The organism is Salegentibacter sp. T436, from assembly GCF_001932675.1.
Taxonomy (GTDB): domain Bacteria; phylum Bacteroidota; class Bacteroidia; order Flavobacteriales; family Flavobacteriaceae; genus Salegentibacter; species Salegentibacter agarivorans.
Window position 1 is genome coordinate 3,669,113 of the sequence record NZ_CP012872.1, and the last position, 20,670, is coordinate 3,689,782.

The following is a 20,670-nucleotide window of genomic DNA, read 5'->3' on the forward strand; positions in this document are numbered from 1 at the left end:
TCCCACGTATTTTCATCCTCGTACTTCCTTCAATGCCTGTTCCAGGTCTTCCATCAAATCTTCTTTCTCTTCAATTCCTACTGAAAATCGCATCAAGCCATCTTTTATCCCCTGGGCTTCTCTTTCTTCAGGAGAAAGTAGGCCGTGAGAAGTTTTTGAAGGAGATAAGATGGTAGATTCAACGCCGGCTAAGCTCATAGAAGATTTTATCAATTTTAATTTCTTCTGAAAAAGATCAAAATCCAGTCCTCCCCGCAATTCAAACGACATCATGCCGCCAAAACCTTTCATTTGTGATTTTGCAAGTTCGTGATCGGGATGTGATTCTAAACCGGGATAATAAACCCTGGAAATGTCTCCGTGTTTTTCAAGGAAACGAGCTAACTCCAACGCATTTTCATTCTGGGCTTTTACCCGTAATCCCATAGTCTTTAAACTGCGTTCCAACATCCAAACTGTAAAGTCACTTAAACTTCCACCAAAATTTTTAGCCAGCTGAAAGATCTTATCAATATGCGCTTCAGAAGCAATCGCCGTTCCTGCAAGAATATCGCTATGCCCACCCATATATTTGGTTGCTGAATGTAACACCACATCAATTCCAAAATCTATAGGGTTCTGGTTCACCGGCGAAGCAAAAGTATTATCTATCATACTCACCAAATTGTGTTTTTTGGCAATTTCGGCAATCGCTTTTATATCGGTTACAGTAAGTAGTGGGTTTGAAGGTGTTTCAATATAGATCACCTTTGTATTTTCTTTTATTTCAGCCTCAAAAGATTCGGGTTTTGAATCTTTAGTAAATGAATATTCCAATCCAAATTTCTCAAATTCTTCGGTAATCAAATTACTTGTTCCGCCATAGAGTGTATTCTGAAAAACCACGTGGTCTCCCTTCTGCGCAAAAGCCATAAGCGCTGTGCTTACCGCTGCCATTCCGCTTCCAAATATCAACGCTGCTTCCCCGTGTTCTAAAGCGGCCATTTTTTGAGCCAACGCGACCTGGTTTGGAGTATTAAAATATCTTGGATAGCGCTTTACCTCAACATCTTCAAACGCATAAGATGTAGCCATATATAATGGTGAAACCGCGCCTTTAAATTGTTTGTCTTCCAGTTCTCCGCTATGGGTGCAAATGGTATTTATTCCGGGATTTTTTTTTGTCATTTTTAAAGCTTTCAAAATTCGCCCTAATGTAAAAAGAAATATTCTAAATGTCCTTTGTTTTTGGGCTGTTTCCTATTCCTAAAGATTTTCATAATCAAACAGAAGTTAAATTAAGTTAAACCAGGATAGGCATTTAATATTAGCTTTTCTATTCTTTATCTTTAAGAAAAATGATTGATATGAGTGAAGTAAAAGCCTATGGCGCGCAAGCCAGCGATGCCAATTTAAAAGAACTAAACATTGAACGCAGGCAAATTACCGCAGACGATGTTCAAATTGAAATTGAATATTGCGGGGTTTGCCATAGTGATATTCACCAGGTTAGAAACGACTGGAAGAATTCTAAATATCCTGTGGTCCCGGGCCACGAAATTATTGGTCGTGTAACCCAGGTTGGGAAAAACGTAAGTAATTTTAAAGAAGGTGATCTTGTAGGCGTGGGCTGTATGGTAGATTCCTGCCAAGAATGCGATTCTTGCAAAGAAGACCTCGAACAATTTTGCGAAAAAGGCGCCACATTAACCTATAATAGTAAAGACAAACATTTAGGCGGCCATACCTTTGGAGGTTATTCTGAACAAATTGTGGTAGATAAGGAATTTGTACTTAGCATTCCTGAAAATATTGACGCGAAAGCTACCGCTCCCCTACTTTGCGCGGGGATTACTACCTATTCACCACTTCGTCACTGGAATGTAAAAAAAGGTGATAAAGTTGGCGTAATTGGTCTTGGTGGGCTTGGTCACATGGGCGTAAAATTTGCTTCTGCTTTAGGAGCTCACGTGGTGATGATCACTACTTCCCCTTCCAAATCTGAAGACGCCAAAAAACTGGGAGCTGATGAAGTTCTGGTTTCAAAAAACGAAGAGGATATGAAAAAACAAGCCGGAAGTTTCGATTTTCTTTTGAATACCGTACCGGTTGGTCACGATATGAATCCGTATATCGCTTTATTAAAAAGAGACGCTACAATGGTCCTGGTGGGTGCAATTGAACCTCTGGATCCCGTGCACGGTGGCGGATTAATTGGCGGACGTAAACGAATTGCCGGTTCGGTGATTGGTGGTATTAAAGAAACCCAGGAAATGCTGGATTTTTGTGGCGAAAATAATATTGTTTCAGATATTGAAATGATAGATATACAAAACATCAACGAAGCTTTTGATCGCGTTGTAAAATCAGATGTGAAATATCGTTTTGTGATTGATATGAAATCCTTGAAAAATAAGAACTAATAAAAAGGTTTACTGAAAAATGATTTTCTAAACGTCATCCTGAATTTATTTCAGGATCTAATATGATTATAGTAAGCAACATGTTAGAAGCTGCAACAATCCCGAAGCTTCGGGACAGCTTGACGGAACCAGGAATATTCAGTCAGCTTTTTTTGTTTCTACTGAAAAAGCCGGTTTTCCCGGCTTAGTTTTTATATTTGTTTAACGCACATTTTCAGCAGAAAACAGACAAAAAACTAAGCACGATGAAACAATTATTTATAAATATAAAAGAGCTACTTCAGGTAAGGGAAAACAAGGTAGATAAACTATCGGGAACTGAGATGAAGGAGTTACCAACTATAAAAAACGCCTGGTTACTTATTGAAGATGATAAGATTGCCGATTACGGCGAAATGGATTCTTTACCTGAAATCAATGCCGATAAAACTATTGATGCTGAAGGAAAAATAATCCTGCCTAGCTGGTGCGATTCTCATACGCATATTGTGTATGCCGGGAACAGGGAATTGGAATTTGCCGATCGTATTAACGGACTTTCATACGAAGAAATCGCCAATCGAGGCGGCGGAATTTTAAACTCTGCTAAAACCCTGCAGGAAACTTCGGAAGAAGAGGTTTACCAACGATCGGCTAAAAGGCTGGAAGAAGTTATGAAACTGGGTACCGGTGCTGTTGAGATTAAATCGGGTTACGGTTTAACCGAAGAAGGCGAGTTAAAAATGCTTCGGGTTATAAAGAAACTTCAGAAAAATTACGAGCTTCCAATTAAAGCTACTTTTTTAGGTGCGCATGCAATTCCGAAGGAATATAAAGAAAAACCCGATGCTTATATGGATTTGGTGATTGAAAAAATCTTACCAAAAGTTGCCGAAGAAAACCTGGCAGAATACATAGATATTTTCTGTGAAAAAGGATATTTCAGCGTAGCTGATACCCATAAACTGCTTTCTGCAGCGAAAAAATTCGGTTTAAAACCAAAAATACATGTTAATCAATTTAATGCTATTGGAGGTATCCAGGCAGGAATAGAGCACGATGCTTTAAGCGTAGACCATTTAGAGGTGATGCGCCCGGAAGATATTGAAAGTTTAAAAGGAACAAGTACAATGCCCGTAGCACTTCCCTCCTGCTCGCTATTTTTAAGCATTCCCTATACACCCGCGAGAGAAATGCTGGACTCTGGGTTGCCATTAGCCTTAGCAACCGATTTCAACCCGGGAAGTACACCAAGCGGAAATATGAATTTGGTAGTTTCCCTGGCTTGTATAAAAATGAAAATGACCCCGGAAGAAGCGATAAACGCAGCTACAATTAACGGCGCATACGCCATGGAACTTAGCGAAACCCACGGGAGTATCACGAAAGGAAAAAAGGCCAATTTTATATTGACGAAAGAAATTCCGTCTTATACCTTTTTACCCTATGCTTTCGGCACAAATTCTATAGAGTCGGTTTTTATTAACGGAAAGATGATAGAATAATGGACGGTTTAAAAATCTATAATTATAAGTCGGTAGAAAAGCTTATTTCCATTCGTGACGGTGAAACCCGGTTTGGGGAAAAAATAGGTTTTGTAGAAAGTCTGGATGATCTTAAGAAAACAAAGGCAAAATTTGTGCTTTTTGGCATTCCCGAAGATATTGGCGTTAGAGCTAACCATGGAAAAGCCGGAGCTTCAAAGGCCTGGGAAGCTTGCTTAAATTCGTTGCTGAATATTCAAAATAATGAATTCACCGCTCCAGAAAATATTATTCTACTTGGTGAAATTGACTGCAAAACCGAAATGCAAAAAGCAGCCAATATTGATGAAGCCGATCCAAACTATTATGCAAAACTTGGGGACCTGGTAGAAAAAATAGACGAAAAAGTAAGTTTTTTGGTTGAGGAAATAGTTTTAGCCGGGAAAATTCCAATTATTATTGGCGGCGGGCATAACAACGCTTACGGCAATATTAAAGGCACTTCTAAAGCCATAAAAAAACCGCTAAATATTTTAAATATTGATGCCCATACCGATTTAAGAAAGTTGGAACACCGGCATAGTGGCAATGGTTTTAGCTTTGCACAACGAGATGGTTTCCTCGGGAAATATTCAACTTTCGGTTTACATAAAAATTATACTCCACAATATATTTTTGACGAAATAAGTTCGGTTTCAAATATTAAATTCCATCTTTTTGAAGATCTAATTTTGCAAACTCACCAGGGAAAAATGGCTGCTTTTAATTCCCAGCTGGAGTTTATTAACAAACAGCCTTTTGGGTTGGAACTGGACTGTGATGCCATTATAAATTTTCCATCTAGCGCACAATCGCCTTCTGGTTTTGCTTTAAATATGCTTAGAAGTTTTCTCCAAATTGCTTCCGAAGAAAAAAATTGTAAATACTTACATATTTGCGAAGCCGCCCCCAGCGATGAAAATTACGCGCAAGTAGGAAAGGCACTATCATTTTTTATAACAGATTTTATGAAGACATGACAGATACAGCAGAAGAACTTATTAAACTAACCGCCCTGGTAATAGAAGTGGTAGGAATTCTCGTTATGGTAATTGGAACCTTTCTTGCCCTGGGTAGGTATGCATTTAAACTTCAGGGAGAAAAAGTACGGAGCTTTCAAAAAATAAGAGAAGAATTAGGACGTGCAATTTTACTGGGACTGGAAATTCTAATTGCTGCCGATATTATTGCCACCGTGGTGTATGGAGCCGAAATGGAGCAGATTCTCAATTTAGGACTTATAATCCTAATTCGCACCTTTTTAAGCTTTACTTTGGAAATTGAAATAGAAGGAAAATTCCCCTGGAAACAATCAAAAGATCGTACTACAGGCCAGAAATAAACCTTTATTCAGATTTTGGGCTTAGAAATTACAGCTTAATTATTCTATTTTTGTTCAAAAAAATAGCTACATAAAAATGGAAATTGTCTCTTATAATTCAGCTTACTCCAAAGATTTTAAAAACTTAAACCTTGCCTGGTTAGAAAAGTATTTTTGGGTAGAACCCCACGATGAAGAAGTACTGGGAAATCCCGAAAAATATATTATTGTAACCGGTGGAAATATCTTTTTCGTAAAAGATGAGGAAAAAATTATTGGTTGCGTGGCTTTAATGAAAATTGAAGATGGCATCTTTGAATTAACAAAAATGGCAGTAAGTCCCGAATACCAGGGTAAAAAAATTGGACAGAAATTAATGGAACATAGCCTCCATTTTGCTAAAAAGCAGGGCTGGAATCATTTAATTATTTTTTCTAATCGAAAACTTGAAAATGCAATTTATATCTATAAAAAGTATGGCTTCAAAGAAATTCCTATTGGAAAAAATAACCCTTACAGCCGTGGAGATATAAAAATGCGACTGGATTTGGCATAAAATTTTAAAAAAACGAGGCTATTCTAGTGTAGGTTAATTAATTTTAATGTAAAATAATCAACTATGAAATATTTATTCACCTTAATCGTAGCGGGAATTTTATTTACCGGCTGCAAGAATGAAGGAAAAAACAATGATGCTGAAAATAAACTAAATGAAAATCCTTACGGAAAAGAAAAGAACGTGCTGGAGGCTGATTCGGCTTCTATAGACATTAAGCCTATATCTCACGCTACTGCCGCGGTAAACTGGAGCGATGCCACTTTCTACATAGATCCTGTTGGTGGTGCCGAAGCTTTTGAAGGAATAGAAGATCCAGACTTCGTTTTAATTACCGATATCCACGGAGATCATATGAGTATTGAAACCCTGGAAGCTTTAAGTTTAGAAGGAGCTTATATAATAGTGCCTCAAGCTGTAAGAGACAAAATGCCTGACGAAATGAAAGATATAGTTAGGGTTTTGGAAAATGGTGCTACAACTCGTGTACTTGAATTTTATATTGAAGCGATCCCAATGTACAACCTTCCAGAAGATCCTGAAGCATACCACCCTAAAGGACGCGGGAATGGCTATGTAGTAGAAAGAAACGGGCAACGCCTTTATATTGCCGGAGATACTGAAAACATTCCTGAAATGAAGGAACTGGAAAATATTGAGATTGCTTTAATCCCAATGAACCTGCCATACACAATGACGGTTGAAGAGGCTGCCGATGGCGTTTTAGCATTTGCACCTAAGAAGGTAATTCCTTACCATTTTAGAGGTCAGGATGGTTTTGCTGATGTAGATAAATTTAAAGAATTGGTAAACGAAAGCAATAAGGATATTGAAGTAGAGATGCTGGAATGGTATCCTGATAGCGAGCAAGAATAAATACGAATCTTTTTAAAAAATGAAACCCGGTGATGAGCCGGGTTCTTTGTTTTTTACATTTTTTGATTGAAAAAATAACTAAGGCTTTAATCTTATGGGTAACTTATATTTTTTAATAGAAGGATCTAAAACGGTCTTAATCTTTTTATGATTCAAGTGTTTTTTAATCAATTTCCCGGCGGGAATATGCTCGGTTCCCACATAAAGCACCTGCATTTCATTCTTTTCGTTAAAACTCACTACAAGATTTGCCACCACTTCTTCTTCAATATCAAGTTCAATATTTTTTAATAAATTCTGGATTTCCTTATTAAAGGAATCTGAAGTTTCAGGTGAATTTCCCGGAGTAGCGTGAACTAAACTTCCGGCACTAAACGCCAATGCAAACAATACTAATTTTAAAGTCTTCATAATAATAAAATTTAAAGGTTATACTATAAAGACCGGTCTAAAACTCTATATGTTACATACTTATATTAATTTCAGGAAATTTTAACTTATATCTGAGAACAAAAAAACCGGTGATGAACCGGTTCTGTAATTTTCGTCACCATGCCCCGAAGTTTCGGGATCGTTTCCGGGTCAATTTTGAATACTGAAATACCCCTGGCTCTTCGGGTCAGAATGCCGATTATTTTATACTTTAATTCTAATTGGCAAGCGATAAGCACCTTCAACTTTAAAAGGTATTGCCAATGTATTCTTATCCAAGCGCTTTCTAATTAGTTTTCTCACTAAAGGATCTTCAGCTTCAACAAACAACACTTTTATTCGATTTTGCTCATTAATTATCAGTCTTACTTCAACCAGAAGTTCTTCCTCAATTTCCAACGGAAGATCATCCAGCATTGCATAAATCTGTTTAACAAGAACTTTATCCGTTTTGTCAATTACAGAAGTAAAACTACTAAGACCGATGAAGATAATTCCTAAAATAACTACTAGCTTTTTCATGATGAATGATTTAATTGGTTTATAACCGAGAGACCATCTTCTTATTTAAGCTGTTACAGTAGGGCACAAAAAAACTGCCTAAAATTTTTCTTATTTCCTATCGTCACCCTGAACTTGTTTTAGAATGACGGGTTAATAAGATTAAACTTTAGACAGTCTTAATTTAACAGGAAATCCCGAAACTCCGGGATTATTTAAGTACTTCCTGTACTTTATCTGCAGCTTCCTGAAATTGAACAGCAGAGTGGATTTTAAATCCGCTATCGTCAATTAATTTCTTGGCGATATCTGCATTGGTTCCCTGTAAACGTACAATAATTGGCACATTAACAGCATCACCCATATTTTTATAGGCATCTACAATTCCCTGCGCCACACGGTCACAACGAACAATACCTCCAAAAATATTTACAAGGATCGCCTCTACTTTATCGTCTTTTAAGATCAAACGGAAAGCTTCTTCAACTCGTTTTGCATCAGCTGTACCACCAACGTCAAGGAAGTTTGCAGGTTCTCCACCAGCTTGCTTAATAAGATCCATTGTTGCCATCGCGAGGCCAGCACCGTTAACCATACAACCCACGTTTCCGTCCAGGTCTACATAGTTAAGTCCAACTTCTTTAGCTTCAACTTCAGTTTGGTTTTCTTCACGAATATCACGCATTTCAGCATAGTCTTTATGACGGAAAAGTGCGTTGTCATCAAGGGTTACTTTTGCATCTACTGCAAGAATTTTATCATCACTGGTTTTTAAAACCGGGTTGATCTCAAAAAGTGAAGAATCAGATTTTTCAAAGGCTTTATAAAGAGACATTACAAATTTTGTCATGTCTTTAAAAGCAGCTCCACTAAGTTTCAGGTTAAAGGCAATTCTTCTTGCCTGGAAAGGCATAAGTCCTGTTGCAGGATCCACCTCTTCAGTAAAAATTAAATGCGGAGTTTCTTCAGCAACAGTTTCAATATCTACACCACCTTCGGTAGAATACATAATCATATTACGGCCGGTTGCACGGTTAAGTAATACAGACATGTAATATTCTTCAGGCTCGTTATCTCCAGGATAATAAACATCCTCGGCTACTAATACCTGGTGTACTTTTTTACCTTCAGCAGAAGTTTGTGGTGTTACCAGGTTCATTCCAATAATGTTACCAGCAACTTCTTCAACTTCTTTAAGGTTCTTGGCCAGTTTTACACCACCACCTTTTCCACGTCCACCGGCGTGTACCTGGGCTTTAATAACGTGCCATCCGGTACCGGTTTGTTCAGTTAGTTCTTTGGCGGCTTCTACGGCCTCTTTTGCGTTATGTGCAACTAAACCACGCTGAATGCGTACGCCAAAACTGCTTAAAATCTCTTTTCCTTGATATTCGTGTATGTTCATAATCAGCTATTTCTTCAGTATTAATTACGGTTAGCAAAAGTAACAAATGTATAGCTATTGTACCAATCTTTTTTAGGATATCGCCAGCCCTGCGATAATCTAAAGCCAGAAGAAAATTTAGCATTTCCTTAAGGTTTACAAATTTTTAAAATGCCCGTCATTACTGCGATTTCCCCACTATAAGCTTATCGTAATTTTTTGATGAAATTATGCATTATTAAGTTTATCCCTTTTAATTTTGCCCTTTGCTAAAAATTAACCTTAGAATGAATAAAGCACTTGTGGCACTGGCTATTGGGGGATTCGGCATTGGATTGACCGAATTCGTAATTATGGGAATTCTTCCCGATGTAGCTTCGGCATTAGAGATCAGTATCCCACAGGCCGGGCATTTTATCTCTGCTTACGCCTTGGGTGTAGTAGTTGGAGCGCCCTTGCTTACTGCCTTTGGCGGGAAATGGCCGGCGCATAAAACCCTGCTCCTTCTTATGGTTTGGTTCACGGTATTTAATTCGCTTTCAGCTTTTGCCAATTCTTACGAGCTGTTATTGGTTTCCCGTTTTTTATCGGGTTTACCACACGGAGCTTTTTTTGGAATTGGCGCGGTGGTTGCCGGCCAGCTGGCCAAACCCGGGAAATCGGCACAAGCTATTGCCATTATGTTTACCGGCCTAACGCTGGCCAACGTATTTGGCGTTCCGCTGGGAACTTTTTTGGGCCACAATTATAGTTGGAATGTTTCTTTTATCTTGGTGGGAATTGTGGGTTTACTGGCAATTGCCAGTGTAAAATTCTGGATGCCCGTACTTCCAAAATCTTCTTCTGAAGGTATTAGAAAAGATTTAAATGTGCTAAAACGTGGGGAACTTTGGATGGTGGTTTTACTTACCACTATTGGTACTGGCGGTTTTTTTGCCTGGTACAGTTATATAGCACCTTTAATAACTGAAGTAGCGGGACACCCCGAAGGGTTCGTTAGTTATGTTATGATTCTTGCCGGTGTGGGAATGGTAATAGGAAACCTTATTGGCGCTAAGCTTGCCGAGAAATTTTCTCCTATTTATGCGGTGATCATGAGTATGGTTTTAATGGTGTTTGCCTTAATTACCAATGCTTACGTTGCCGAGAATCAAATTGCAATTTTGATTATGACCTTCCTTATTGCTACTATCGCTTTTTGCCTCTCCACACCTATTCAAATGGTGATGATCAATTCAGCAAAAGGCTCGGAGAGCTTGGGCTCTTCTATGAACCAGAGCGCATTTAATATGGGAAATGCCTCCGGTGCCTATTTTGCCGGTTTGCCAATTGCTTTTGGTTATGGCTTCACCTCTGCATCTTTGGTCGGCGCAGTTATGGCGGGTCTCGGCGTTTTTATCGCCCTGGCGATTATTCTTATTAGAAAACGAAAAGAAAGCGCTGTAGCCACCGCGAGTTAAAGTATCTACTCTTTAAATATTAACAATTTCGGGGAATTCGTTATTTTTGAGACTTGCACTTGTGGGAGTTGAAATTTCTCCTGTTTTTTGCCACTTAAATTTTTCAATTGTTATGACCAATCAAGATCTTCTCGCTGTAGCCAAAGAATTTGGAAGCCCTGTTTACGTTTATGATGCCGAAAAAATTGCTTTTCAGTTTAACCGACTTAAAAATGCGTTTTCTGAAATTAAAGATTTACGTATTCATTATGCGGTAAAAGCGCTTTCTAATATTTCTATCCTGAAATATTTAAATTCCTTAGGAAGTGGTATGGACACAGTGTCGGTACAGGAAGTGAAGCTTGCTTTGAAAGCCGGGGTTGCTCCAAAAGATATTATTTATACGCCAAACGGAGTTTCTTTAGAAGAAATTGAACAGGTGGTACGATTGGGAGTGCAAATTAATATAGACAATCTATCTATCCTTGAACAGTTTGGAGCCAAACATCCAGAAGTACCGGTTTGTATTCGTATAAATCCGCATATTTTGGCCGGCGGAAATTCTAAAATTTCAGTAGGCCACGTAGATTCTAAATTCGGAATTTCTATTCACCAAATGCCACTTTTGCTGCGTATTGTTGAAAATACCGGGATGAATATTAACGGGATTCATATGCACACCGGTAGTGATATTCTTGATATTGAAGTTTTCTTACGCGCTTCAGAAATTCTTTTTGATTCGGCTAAAAACTTTAAAAACCTTGAATTTCTTGATTTTGGGAGCGGATTTAAAGTGCCTTACCGTGAAAATGATATTGAAACCGATATTGAAGAGTTAGGTGAAAAACTAACCGAACGTTTTAAGAATTTCTGCAAAGAATACGGGCGCGAACTTACTTTAGTTTTTGAACCAGGAAAATTTTTAGTGAGTGAGGCCGGGAAATTCCTTGCTAAAGTGAACGTGATAAAGCAAACCACTTCTACGGTTTTCGCCGGGGTAGACACCGGATTTAATCATTTAATTCGCCCAATGTTTTACGGGTCTCATCACGATATTAAAAATGTATCTAACCCCGAAGGTAAATTCAGGTTTTACTCGGTGGTAGGCTATATTTGCGAAACCGATACTTTTGCCAATAACCGCCGAATTGCTGAAATTACCGAAGGAGATATCCTGGCTTTTAGCAATGCCGGGGCCTACTCATTTTCAATGGCCAGTAATTTTAATTCACGTTACCGCCCGCCAGAAGTTTTATGGTATAAAGGTAAAGGCCATTTAATAAGGGAGCGCGAAACTTTTGAGGATTTGCTAAGGCATCAAAAAGTTATGGATTTCACCCCGAAAACTGCAAAAGCTTCTAAATAATTTATGGAAACAGTTTTTAAAAACAAATGGTTTTATAGGCTGCTCATTATTTATATTTTCCTAATACTTATTTGGAATACTTATATGGTTATTTCCGGTAATTACCTCGGCTTAATTGCGGTAGTTATAGAATTAACGCTGCTATATTTGCTATTTAACAAACACCGACTTGCAAAAATGGCCATCCACTTTTGGGCAATTATAATGATGGTTGGCCCCGGGCTTTCAATTATAGGAAAGCTCATAAAAATCGCTACGGGAGATGATTTAAATTTTATGGTAGATAGTCTTGTACAAAATTTACTATTATTCACTTTTGGTTTATTAATCTATTATTTTAATAAGAAAACGGTTTTTGTAAGAGGAAGAAAATAAAATTAACTCTCGAAAATTCAATCTGAAATGCCTTTATATTTTCTCGCTATAATTCCCCCGAAAGAAATTTGTAAGCGAGTAAAATCTCTAAAGCAGGAAATTGCTGAAAAATATAAAGCTAAACATGCGTTGAAACTGCCCGCGCATATTACCCTTCAAATTCCATTTCAGCTTTCTGAATCAGAAGAAAATATACTTATTGGTTTCCTGGAAATTTTTGCTGAGAATCAAAAAAGCTTACGGGTAGATTTAAAAGATTTTGGCAGGTTTAACCAAAAAGTGATTTTTATAAATATTGAAGATCACGAGCCAATAAAAATTCTTCACACCAAATTACAAAAAGTAATCGCAGCAAATTTGCAGTTAAAGAAACACGAGAAATTTTCTAAAATTCATCCGCATATTACGCTCGCCTCTCGAGATCTTCATTACAAACAATTTCCTGATGCCTGGGCAGATTTTAAAAAACGTGAGTTTCAGGCTTCCTTTATCGCGAAATCATTTACACTGCTAAAACACGATGGAAAACAGTGGCATCGCCATTGTGAATTTAAATTGGAATAAACCCTATAATCCAAAGCTTTTTAAGGTTTACTGTAACATTTTAATATTTTCATCTACTTATCACTAAAGGCAGGTATGGAAAATAATAAAACTAACAGAAAACATAATTATACTTTCTTAGAAATCCTGGGAATAATAGCTCTCATAATTATTGCAATCTACTTCCTGGATTTCACCATAGAAGCGGCTTTAGAAGGCTGGAATAACCCGGTTTAACAAATATTCCTTAATCTTTTTTTCACCTTATCTTCATTAAAAAAACTAATTAATCTAATCTTACATTACTACTAATTTTTTAACCAAAAACCATATAAAATCCTCCGGAAAAAATATAATTTTGGCAAAAAGCTTAGAATTTTCTTATATTTACCGCTTGTTTTACAAAAATCGAGTTATTTAAAACCGATTTTTCGAAAGATATTGCTTCCTCAATTCATAAGAATTTCTTCAGGAAAGCATCACTAAAAAATATCTATCGAAATACTAAAAAACCTTAATCATGAAAGATCGAATCAATATTTTAAAATTAGTAGGAATTATTTTCACTGCGTTTATGCTGGTTGTATTTTTAGACCAGGCTTTAGAAGTTATTGTTCTTGGTTAAGCTCCTTAAAATTTTTCCCTGTGAATACAGCTAGATTAGTCGGCCTTTTTCTTATACTCGTAGGGCTCTTTTGGAGCTCCTACTTTGCATTTTATAATTTAAATTTCTTTGCCGGCGCTTTAACCGGTCTAGGAGTTCCGTTTCTACTCACGGGAAAATTCAAGTTTTGGAAGTGGAAATTTCCCGAGTCTAAATAATAGGAATTACTTTAATAGAATATACCTCTTTCTGTACCGCTGCGATTAAAGCAAACTATCGCGGCAGATTCAATGCCCTATTTTTATTTGAATTTTTAATCGATATTTTCACTAAATTAATTTCCAAAACCTAATAAATCATGCGGTTAACCTCTCTCCTTTTGGCGCTTGCATTAGGCCTATTTTCTGGTACGGCTCAGGAATCCTCTTTTTCTTTAACCGGTAAAACAAATGATATAAAAGATGGCAGCTGGCTTTATTTTCGGGATTTGGTAAATGGAGCTACGTTGGATTCCGCAAAAGTTCAAAATAATAGCTTTAAATTCGAAACTAAACTTTCCGAACCCAGAATGTGGGTAATGCTGCATACTAAAGATCGTTCTAAATTCAAAGAATTATGGTTGCAGGACAAACCTATGCGTTTTGATGCAAGCAATACCGATTTCCAGGATGCCGAAGTTACCGGCTCTATTTCTCAGGAATTAGTTGACGAAATAAAAACAGTTTATGAAGATTATGATAAAATTAGTGAAGCCGAACTTAGAAAACGCCAGGAAGAATTTATAAAAAACAATCCCAACGCCTTGATTAGTGCCCGGATGCTTTATGAAGTCTCAGGAAAATGGGGACAGGAAACTACGGCTCATTATTTTGATCTTTTTCCTGAAGAAATTCAGGAAAGCGCTTTGGGAAAGCGAATCCTTAGTATTTTAAATAATGACAACATCCCCCAACCTGGCGAAAAATATGTAGATTTTGAATTACCTACACCCACTGGGGAAACACGAAAATTTTCAGCTTTAACAGGTAAAGTAACCCTTTTACAATTTTGGGCTTCTACCTGCGAACCCAGTAAAATGCAAAACCGCGAGCTAAAAAAATTATATCGAAAATATAGGTCAGACGGACTCGAAATTGTAGCGGTTTCCCGTGATACTTCACAAACCGATTGGATTAAATCTATAGAAAAAGACAATTTAAAATGGCAACACCTTAGCGCTTTGGAAGGCTGGGAAGGTCCGGTTTTTACCAACTACGGAATAAAGCGCACCCCTTCCAATTATCTTATAAATACCAACGGTCGCGTGGTCGGTGTCAATTTAAGAGATAAGGAGTTAAAAGAAAACATTAAAAAATTATTGAAATAATGAGGTTTTTTTATTAATTTCATTAAAATTACCCCCTAATTTTTCCGCAACTTAACCATAATTTATTTGAATTTCCTTTTATCTAATTTCAAAGTGCCTCTTAATAGGCATTGATCTTGATATTAGCACTATTCAAATATTATTTTAAACGTTAAGTTGTGACCATATATTATCCACAAAAAAGACTGAAGTATAAACTGCTTTACGGCATCGTATCGGTAATTATTGGTACTATCGCTTTTATAATCGATTCAGCACCTATTTTTATATATCCCTGGTTAATCCTGGGCTTTTTAGAAATTGGTACCTGGTACTACGAAAACAAATATCACTACCTCCAAATAAATAATAATATCCTTACTAAAAATTCACTCTTTCCTAAGAGTATAGATCTCACCAAACTTAGCGCAATTAGAAAATATAAAAATAGTTTTATACTGGAATCGGAAGATCAAAATATTAAAATTCATAAAGGTTTGATCGCTTCCCATTCCCTTAATCAGCTTAACAATCTTTTAAATGAAATTCCGCTAAAGCCTCAGCAAATTTGAATGCTTATCCTCGTTTTTATTGCTATTTTTAAATCGCAATAAATTATAGAAAATGAAAAAGCTGCTTTGGCTGGTTTTAATACTTCTTATTGGTTTTATAGGACTTATTTATTTTTCGGTTTTAGGTACCGATAAGGAATTTGAAACCGCAACAATAGAAGATTTTAAAGATATTGAAGATATAGATTTCCGTGCGCACGACTCCGTTACAGTCGCTGCAAGCAGTTTATATAAAATCAATCCGCTTAAAAATATTATGCAGGGAGAAAATTACCGCGAAGCCTGGGCCACTCCCGTAAAAGTTCCTGTACTTTTTCTCGATACACTTTACGGCGGAATGAAAATCGTAAAAGAAGGTGGTGGTACCCAAACCCATTCCCTTCGTTTAAAGGATAATGAGGGTTTTCTTTATTCCCTGCGCAGTGTAAATAAAGATCCATCTACCCACGTTCCCCAGTTTGCCCGAAGCCTTGGGTTGGAAAATATTGTGATAGATGCAATTTCGGCCTCGCACCCATACGGCGCAATTCTCGCCGCTGCACTTTCAGAAAAAGCTAATGTTTTACACACCCATCCCAAAGTGGTTTTTGTTCCAAAACAGGATTTTCTAGGCGAAAAATATAACGAGAAATACGGCAATAGATTGTTCCTTTTAGAAGATGAAACCGAAGGAGAAAAGAACTGGACCGGTTATAAAAATGTAGCTGAAATTCTTGACACCAAGAACCTGCAGGAATTAAAAAATGAACATCCTGAAAAAGTTTCGATAGATAGAAATGCATTGGTGAGGGCTCGATTATTTGATATGCTTATTGGCGATTGGGACAGGCACGCCAAGCAGTGGGGCTGGGTAATTCAGGAAGAAAATAATGCTTTTAAAGCCTTTCCCGTGGCCGGTGACAGGGATAATGCTTTTTTCAATTTAGAGGGCGTTATTCCCGGAATAATTTCGAATGAGAATATTGAACCGGAAGTTCGGCCATTTGAAAAGGAAATAGATTATATGCCGGGATTGGTTTATCCTAACGATGTTTATTTCCTTACTGATACTCCTGAAGAAATCTTTACCTCGGAAGCAAAAAAATTACAGGAATTAATGACTGATAAAGCTATTGCCGATGCTTTTAAAATTTGGCGCAGGGAAATCTACGAATTAGACGGAAAAGAGATTGCTGAAAAGATTAAATCCCGCCGTGAAAATTTAGTAGCATACGCCAAAGAATTCCACCGAATAATCGCTGAAAAAGAATTACTGAACAAACCCCTTAAAGGTTCTGAAGATGCAAAAATAAGCCCGGCTTTAATTAAATGTTTTGAATGTAAAAATTAAGTGGGCAGTTGGCAGCTTTCAGTTTATTGTTTGGAGTTTTGAGTTTCCGTCTTTGTGAGAACTGCGATTGCAGGACACGGTAATCTGTACTTGATTTATTGTTTCCGAGTTATTGTTACGCCACGAATCCACTAATAATTCTTCACTGGGCTCGGTTGTCAGTTCCCGGTTGAACCGGTTGCGGGTTTGAAAGTTTGGTGTTTATGGTTTGTAGTTGTTGCGAGTTTTGGGATATTTCAGAGTCTTTGGTCTTGCTTCTTTTATCCCGACTCTTTTCTCTTATTCCGTCCGGTCGTCAGTTCGAATGGCGATATTTGAGCAAAAGCGAAAATAACGCTGTATCGAGAACTCATAGAAGTTCTGCTCTTCTCGATACTTCCTCCTACCGTCTCGAAGGGACGGAAGGAAACCCAATCAAAAGATCGCCGGCTTCGTTTCTTGCCCGCATTGACGAAGTAATAGCACCTGCCAACTCAGAACCGAGAACCGAGAACTTAATTAATAATAATATTCGTTTTATCTACACCGGTATTGCCTGTCACGGGATCAAAAGCGTAGATCGTGATGGTATAGTAGCCTTTTTCTAAATTTGTATTTGCAGTAAAGGTACTGGGTTTATTGGTTGGGTTTAAGCTGACTTCTTTAATTTCACTTCCTTCTGAAGTTATGATCGCTTTTACTTCATATTGATTGGCATCCCACACACCATCTTCGGTAACGGGGCAACCACACATCATAATAATGTTGACTTTTAGATTAATTCCATTAGAAGCTTTAATGCGTTCGTGAGTTTGTGGCGATAATATATCTACCACAAATCCCGGGATTTCCAGTACTACCCCCTCACCGGTAATATCTTTCCCAGGAATAACCCATAGTTGAGTGCTAGAAATTACTTTGGCCTGTTTTTTATTAACCGGTGCGTGGGCCTCTACATCTACGAACGTAGGTTCTTTTATATTTAATTTAGCTTCAAATCCCGCTGTAGTTTCATCGGTGAGTTTATCGTAGCGCTTTTTGGGAGTTTGCAAAATTAATTTGGTGTTTCCTGTACTCCCTGAGGTTAAACCCTGGTCCAGGATTTCTCGCGTTTCAGCATTTCTAAGAATAATTTTAGCGCCGCCAATAGAACTTCCTATAAATTTCGCATCTTTTGCCAGTGCCCTAACCATAACCGTAGTTTCCTGGGCCACCAGGCTTCCGAAGCAAAATAAAAATGCACAAAATAAAACTGGAATTGAAAATCTAAATTTCATAAAAACGAATTTCTGACTAAAATACAAAATCTAAAAGCATCTAAAGCACAATATCCTGGTCGCTTAAGTCTTCAAATTTAAAGTTTAAAGGATCGTTTTTATAACGCTGGGCATAAACTTTTAGCGTATCTATCTCAGCCTTGTTTAAGTCATTACTTCCCTGGTTTTCTGCAAGTTTAAACCAGGGTTGAATATCATTATAATCATATTCACCTATCACCATAAATGGGGTTCCATTTTGTACAATCACATCACTTTTTAATTCCCACATATTGGCCCAATCGTAAATCATTTTTGCATCTTCCCGGTACATCCTAACGCAGCCGTGGCTGGCAGGATATCCCGGGAGCGTATATTCGTGTGTCCCAATTCCTTCAAAATTCATGAAATTAAAATAATAAGGCATAATCCAGGATTGGTCTATGGTACTTATTTTTCGCTTCGCTTTATAATTGCCGTAGTATAAACCCGAAGGTGTGCCTGTGCTTTGCTTCCCGGTACTCACCGGACCCCAATGCAATAAATTCCCATTTTCGTAAAGTGCAAAAGCCTGGATTCGTTTTGAAATTATCACGGTTTTTTCTATTGAATCTAATGGCTTCATTAGTTTTGGAAAAGGTGCATAGACATTCAAATCCTTTACCAAAGAATCGGGAATTATTAGTTTGGCACCGGGTTTAACGCGATAAGCGTCAATTCGGTTTAGCGTATAGACCAACTTTACATCTTCTTCAGAAAAATCATTAAAAAGACTATCCAAATGTTCTTTATTCTGAATAGAATCTAACCGGTAAGTAGTTTTAAAAACCGGTGGTTCCATTGAAATAGTATCTAATTGCGTTGGTGGAACTTTTTTCTTGGGTTCCTGTGCATTATTATTACAGGCAGTAAAAATTAAAAGAATAATCCCAGAAAAAAGCAGGATTAATTTAGTGTATTGTTGTTTCAAAATTGGCAGATTTAGGTTGTGCGTCACGGAAATAAAACATTCCTATACGATTACGAAATTAGATCGCTAATCTTTTTTCAGCTGCCAAGGAAGCGTTAATAATTTGTTGGGAGATTGGTAAAAGTTGTTCAGTTTTCGGTAGTGAGTGGTCATTTGTGAGTTATCGGTTTTGAGTTTTCAAAAAATATCCTGATTTCTGAAACTTTATTCTTTTCTCTCTTCTCTTACCTTTAACTTTTCGCTTAACTTTTAAACACAAAGCACTTTTCGATACTTCCGACTCTCGTCGGAAACTCAAAGTGACAAGGAATTGTAACTACAGATCGCCACGCTCGTTCCGAACTCGCGATGACGAATACAAGAATTGCTTAAAAACCGAGAACTCAAGAACCCTAACCACTGCCCACTGAGACTGCTTACTGAAAACTGAAAAGAACTAACGAATAAAAACCGGTTCGTTCTCCTTCTCCGTATGTTCTTCACTAAAACGGTAATCCATATAATCAAAACTTTTTAGCTCTTCCATGGTATTTACGTCTTTATCGATAATATAACGTACCATTGCCCCGCGCGCTTTTTTTGCGAAGAAACTGATGATCTTTAATTTTCCGTTCTTGAAATCTTTAAATACAGGTGAGATCACCTCAGCTTTTAGTTTTTTAGTGTCAACAGCTTTAAAATACTCGTTGCTGGCCAGGTTGATAAAAAGTTCGCCTTCCTTCATTTCATCATTCAGGAGTTTAGTAACTTTTGATTGCCAAACTTCATAAAGATTATTCTTACGCTCAATACCTACAGAAGTTCCCATCTCTAGCCGATAAGGCTGCATAAGATCCAGCGGTTTTAGCACGCCATAAAGTCCCGAAAGGATTCGTAAAATATCCTGAAGGCGGTCCAGTTTATCGGTGGGGATGGTATAGGCATCCAGGCCGGTGTAAACATCTCCGTTAAACGCATACATCGCCGGGCGGGAATTCTTTTTGTTGTGTTCTTCCTCAAAAGCCTGGTAGCGGGTATAATTAAGATCGGCCAACTTATCGCTGATTCCCATTAATTTTGAAATCTCATTTTTTGTCATTCTCGCCATCTTGCGATTAAGCTTCACCGTGGTTTCTAAAAAAGCAGGCTGAGTGCCGCGGGTAGTAGGTAATTTAGATTCGTAATCCAGGCTTTTGGCCGGGGAAACAACAATTTTCATAGGTAAGTAGTTTTACTTCAAAGATAAGTGAAAGCATAGCAATTAGGAAAACTGCCTATTATTAGTTTTTTATAGAAAGATAGTTAAGACTTATTGGCGCTGAAAAACGATAAATTAATTCGGAAAATCTTTTTCAGCGAGATACTTACTCCAACTCTATTTTATCAATTTCCAGCCTAAAATCTTCTGCTTTTTTATTCCCGATTAAAAAGCGAATTTCCTGAATACTCTCTGCAGAAAAATTAGGAAGATCAAGTTTTCTACCACGAAAAACCGGTTCCATTTCCTTTAGCGGAACTTCAATTGTTTGCCATTCTCCCGTGGTTTTGAAGGTGTAGATATAAGAAGCTCTATCCTGTAAATTGGCCTTCATTCTAAATTGATAAGATTTCCCGTCTCCTTTCAGCAAGATCAGCGCTTTTTTATAGCCTTTAATATTTTTAGATGGAAAATGATACTGCACCGAAGCAAAACCACCGTTGTTTTCCAACGAAACATGGCCAGTAAAAATAGCATTGCCAGACTCACTGCGTTCCAGCCTGGCAGTGGAGTTTCCCCCCATTACTACATCGTTTTCTACTTCCCAGGCACTCCAGTTAGAGGTAACGCTAAAATCGAAAAGAAGTAATTTACTCATAACCAAGAATATTAATATTAAGAAGAATTGCTGCTGAAACATTTTTTGTTTTAAAGTTAGGGGAATTCTTTTGGTAAATCCG

22 protein-coding genes are annotated in these 20,670 nt (G+C 37.5%); 14 read left to right on the top strand and 8 right to left on the bottom strand.

Annotation, left to right across the window (positions count from 1 at the left end):
* Nucleotides 1-12 precede the first annotated feature (12 nt).
* Entirely contained in the window at nt 13-1,167 is a 1,155-nt protein-coding gene (locus tag AO058_RS16320) for a trans-sulfuration enzyme family protein (RefSeq protein WP_075327507.1), read from the bottom strand.
* A 179-nt stretch (nt 1,168-1,346) separates the two neighbouring features.
* Here AO058_RS16320 and AO058_RS16325 point away from each other — a divergent pair, with 179 nt between their 5' ends.
* From AO058_RS16325 to AO058_RS16350, 6 genes are all read left to right on the top strand, one after another.
* The gene (locus tag AO058_RS16325) at nt 1,347-2,402 is read left to right on the top strand and encodes an NAD(P)-dependent alcohol dehydrogenase (protein ID WP_075328009.1); all 1,056 of its coding nucleotides are present in this window, start codon (nt 1,347-1,349) and stop codon (nt 2,400-2,402) included.
* A gap of 245 nt (nt 2,403-2,647) precedes the next feature.
* Entirely contained in the window at nt 2,648-3,886 is a 1,239-nt protein-coding gene (hutI, locus tag AO058_RS16330; RefSeq protein WP_075327508.1) for an imidazolonepropionase, read from the top strand.
* Complete coding sequence (locus tag AO058_RS16335; protein ID WP_075327509.1) at nt 3,886-4,884, top strand: formimidoylglutamase; 999 nt, start codon at nt 3,886-3,888, stop codon at nt 4,882-4,884. Before hutI ends, AO058_RS16335 begins: the two co-directional genes overlap by 1 nt.
* The gene (locus tag AO058_RS16340) at nt 4,881-5,246 is read left to right on the top strand and encodes a DUF1622 domain-containing protein (protein WP_075327510.1); all 366 of its coding nucleotides are present in this window, start codon (nt 4,881-4,883) and stop codon (nt 5,244-5,246) included. Before AO058_RS16335 ends, AO058_RS16340 begins: the two co-directional genes overlap by 4 nt.
* 76 nt (nt 5,247-5,322) lie before the next feature.
* A complete protein-coding gene (locus AO058_RS16345; RefSeq protein WP_075327511.1) occupies nt 5,323-5,781 on the top strand; it encodes a GNAT family N-acetyltransferase in 459 nt (152 codons plus the stop codon).
* Nucleotides 5,782-5,844: 63 nt separating this feature from the next.
* The gene (locus tag AO058_RS16350) at nt 5,845-6,657 is read left to right on the top strand and encodes an MBL fold metallo-hydrolase (RefSeq protein WP_075327512.1); all 813 of its coding nucleotides are present in this window, start codon (nt 5,845-5,847) and stop codon (nt 6,655-6,657) included.
* Nucleotides 6,658-6,735: 78 nt separating this feature from the next.
* Here AO058_RS16350 and AO058_RS16355 read toward each other — a convergent pair whose 3' ends face one another.
* The 3 genes from AO058_RS16355 to sucC form a co-directional block, all read right to left on the bottom strand.
* Nucleotides 6,736-7,068: a hypothetical protein gene (locus AO058_RS16355; RefSeq protein WP_075327513.1), complete on the bottom strand. Its 333-nt coding sequence runs from the start codon at nt 7,066-7,068 to the stop codon at nt 6,736-6,738.
* Between the two features lie 225 nt (nt 7,069-7,293).
* Nucleotides 7,294-7,611, bottom strand: a complete 318-nt coding sequence (locus AO058_RS16360; RefSeq protein WP_075327514.1) for a hypothetical protein — start codon at nt 7,609-7,611, stop codon at nt 7,294-7,296.
* A 190-nt stretch (nt 7,612-7,801) separates the two neighbouring features.
* Nucleotides 7,802-8,995 (bottom strand): ADP-forming succinate--CoA ligase subunit beta, encoded by a 1,194-nt coding sequence (sucC, locus tag AO058_RS16365; protein WP_075327515.1) that lies wholly within the window; start codon nt 8,993-8,995, stop codon nt 7,802-7,804.
* Between the two features lie 266 nt (nt 8,996-9,261).
* On the opposite strand from sucC, the gene AO058_RS16370 reads away from it, so the two are divergent.
* The 8 genes from AO058_RS16370 to AO058_RS16400 all read left to right on the top strand — a co-directional run bounded on the left by AO058_RS16370 (nt 9,262) and on the right by AO058_RS16400 (nt 16,548).
* Nucleotides 9,262-10,434, top strand: coding sequence for an MFS transporter (locus tag AO058_RS16370; RefSeq protein ID WP_075327516.1), 1,173 nt, complete (start codon nt 9,262-9,264; stop codon nt 10,432-10,434).
* A 112-nt stretch (nt 10,435-10,546) separates the two neighbouring features.
* Nucleotides 10,547-11,779, top strand: coding sequence for a diaminopimelate decarboxylase (gene lysA, locus AO058_RS16375; protein ID WP_075327517.1), 1,233 nt, complete (start codon nt 10,547-10,549; stop codon nt 11,777-11,779).
* A gap of 3 nt (nt 11,780-11,782) precedes the next feature.
* Nucleotides 11,783-12,154: a hypothetical protein gene (locus AO058_RS16380; protein ID WP_075327518.1), complete on the top strand. Its 372-nt coding sequence runs from the start codon at nt 11,783-11,785 to the stop codon at nt 12,152-12,154.
* Between the two features lie 27 nt (nt 12,155-12,181).
* Nucleotides 12,182-12,718: a 2'-5' RNA ligase family protein gene (locus tag AO058_RS16385; protein ID WP_075327519.1), complete on the top strand. Its 537-nt coding sequence runs from the start codon at nt 12,182-12,184 to the stop codon at nt 12,716-12,718.
* 75 nt (nt 12,719-12,793) lie between these two features.
* Nucleotides 12,794-12,934: a hypothetical protein gene (locus AO058_RS18445; RefSeq protein WP_156858155.1), complete on the top strand. Its 141-nt coding sequence runs from the start codon at nt 12,794-12,796 to the stop codon at nt 12,932-12,934.
* A 725-nt stretch (nt 12,935-13,659) separates the two neighbouring features.
* Nucleotides 13,660-14,667 (top strand): TlpA disulfide reductase family protein, encoded by a 1,008-nt coding sequence (locus tag AO058_RS16390; protein ID WP_075327520.1) that lies wholly within the window; start codon nt 13,660-13,662, stop codon nt 14,665-14,667.
* A gap of 158 nt (nt 14,668-14,825) precedes the next feature.
* On the top strand, nt 14,826-15,218 hold the full coding sequence (locus AO058_RS16395) for a hypothetical protein (protein WP_075327521.1): 393 nt from the start codon (nt 14,826-14,828) through the stop codon (nt 15,216-15,218).
* Between the two features lie 52 nt (nt 15,219-15,270).
* Nucleotides 15,271-16,548 carry a hypothetical protein gene (locus AO058_RS16400; RefSeq protein ID WP_075327522.1) on the top strand — a complete coding sequence of 426 codons (1,278 nt, stop codon included), beginning with the start codon at nt 15,271-15,273 and terminating at the stop codon, nt 16,546-16,548.
* Between the two features lie 494 nt (nt 16,549-17,042).
* On the opposite strand, the gene AO058_RS16405 is transcribed toward AO058_RS16400, so the two are convergent.
* The 4 genes from AO058_RS16405 to AO058_RS16420 form a co-directional block, all read right to left on the bottom strand.
* The gene (locus tag AO058_RS16405; protein ID WP_075327523.1) at nt 17,043-17,804 is read right to left on the bottom strand and encodes a hypothetical protein; all 762 of its coding nucleotides are present in this window, start codon (nt 17,802-17,804) and stop codon (nt 17,043-17,045) included.
* Between the two features lie 40 nt (nt 17,805-17,844).
* Complete coding sequence (locus tag AO058_RS16410; RefSeq protein WP_232228856.1) at nt 17,845-18,753, bottom strand: L,D-transpeptidase; 909 nt, start codon at nt 18,751-18,753, stop codon at nt 17,845-17,847.
* Nucleotides 18,754-19,189: 436 nt separating this feature from the next.
* Entirely contained in the window at nt 19,190-19,951 is a 762-nt protein-coding gene (yaaA, locus tag AO058_RS16415; RefSeq protein ID WP_075327524.1) for a peroxide stress protein YaaA, read from the bottom strand.
* A 145-nt stretch (nt 19,952-20,096) separates the two neighbouring features.
* On the bottom strand, nt 20,097-20,588 hold the full coding sequence (locus AO058_RS16420) for a CIA30 family protein (RefSeq protein WP_232228857.1): 492 nt from the start codon (nt 20,586-20,588) through the stop codon (nt 20,097-20,099).
* Nucleotides 20,589-20,670 lie beyond the last annotated feature (82 nt).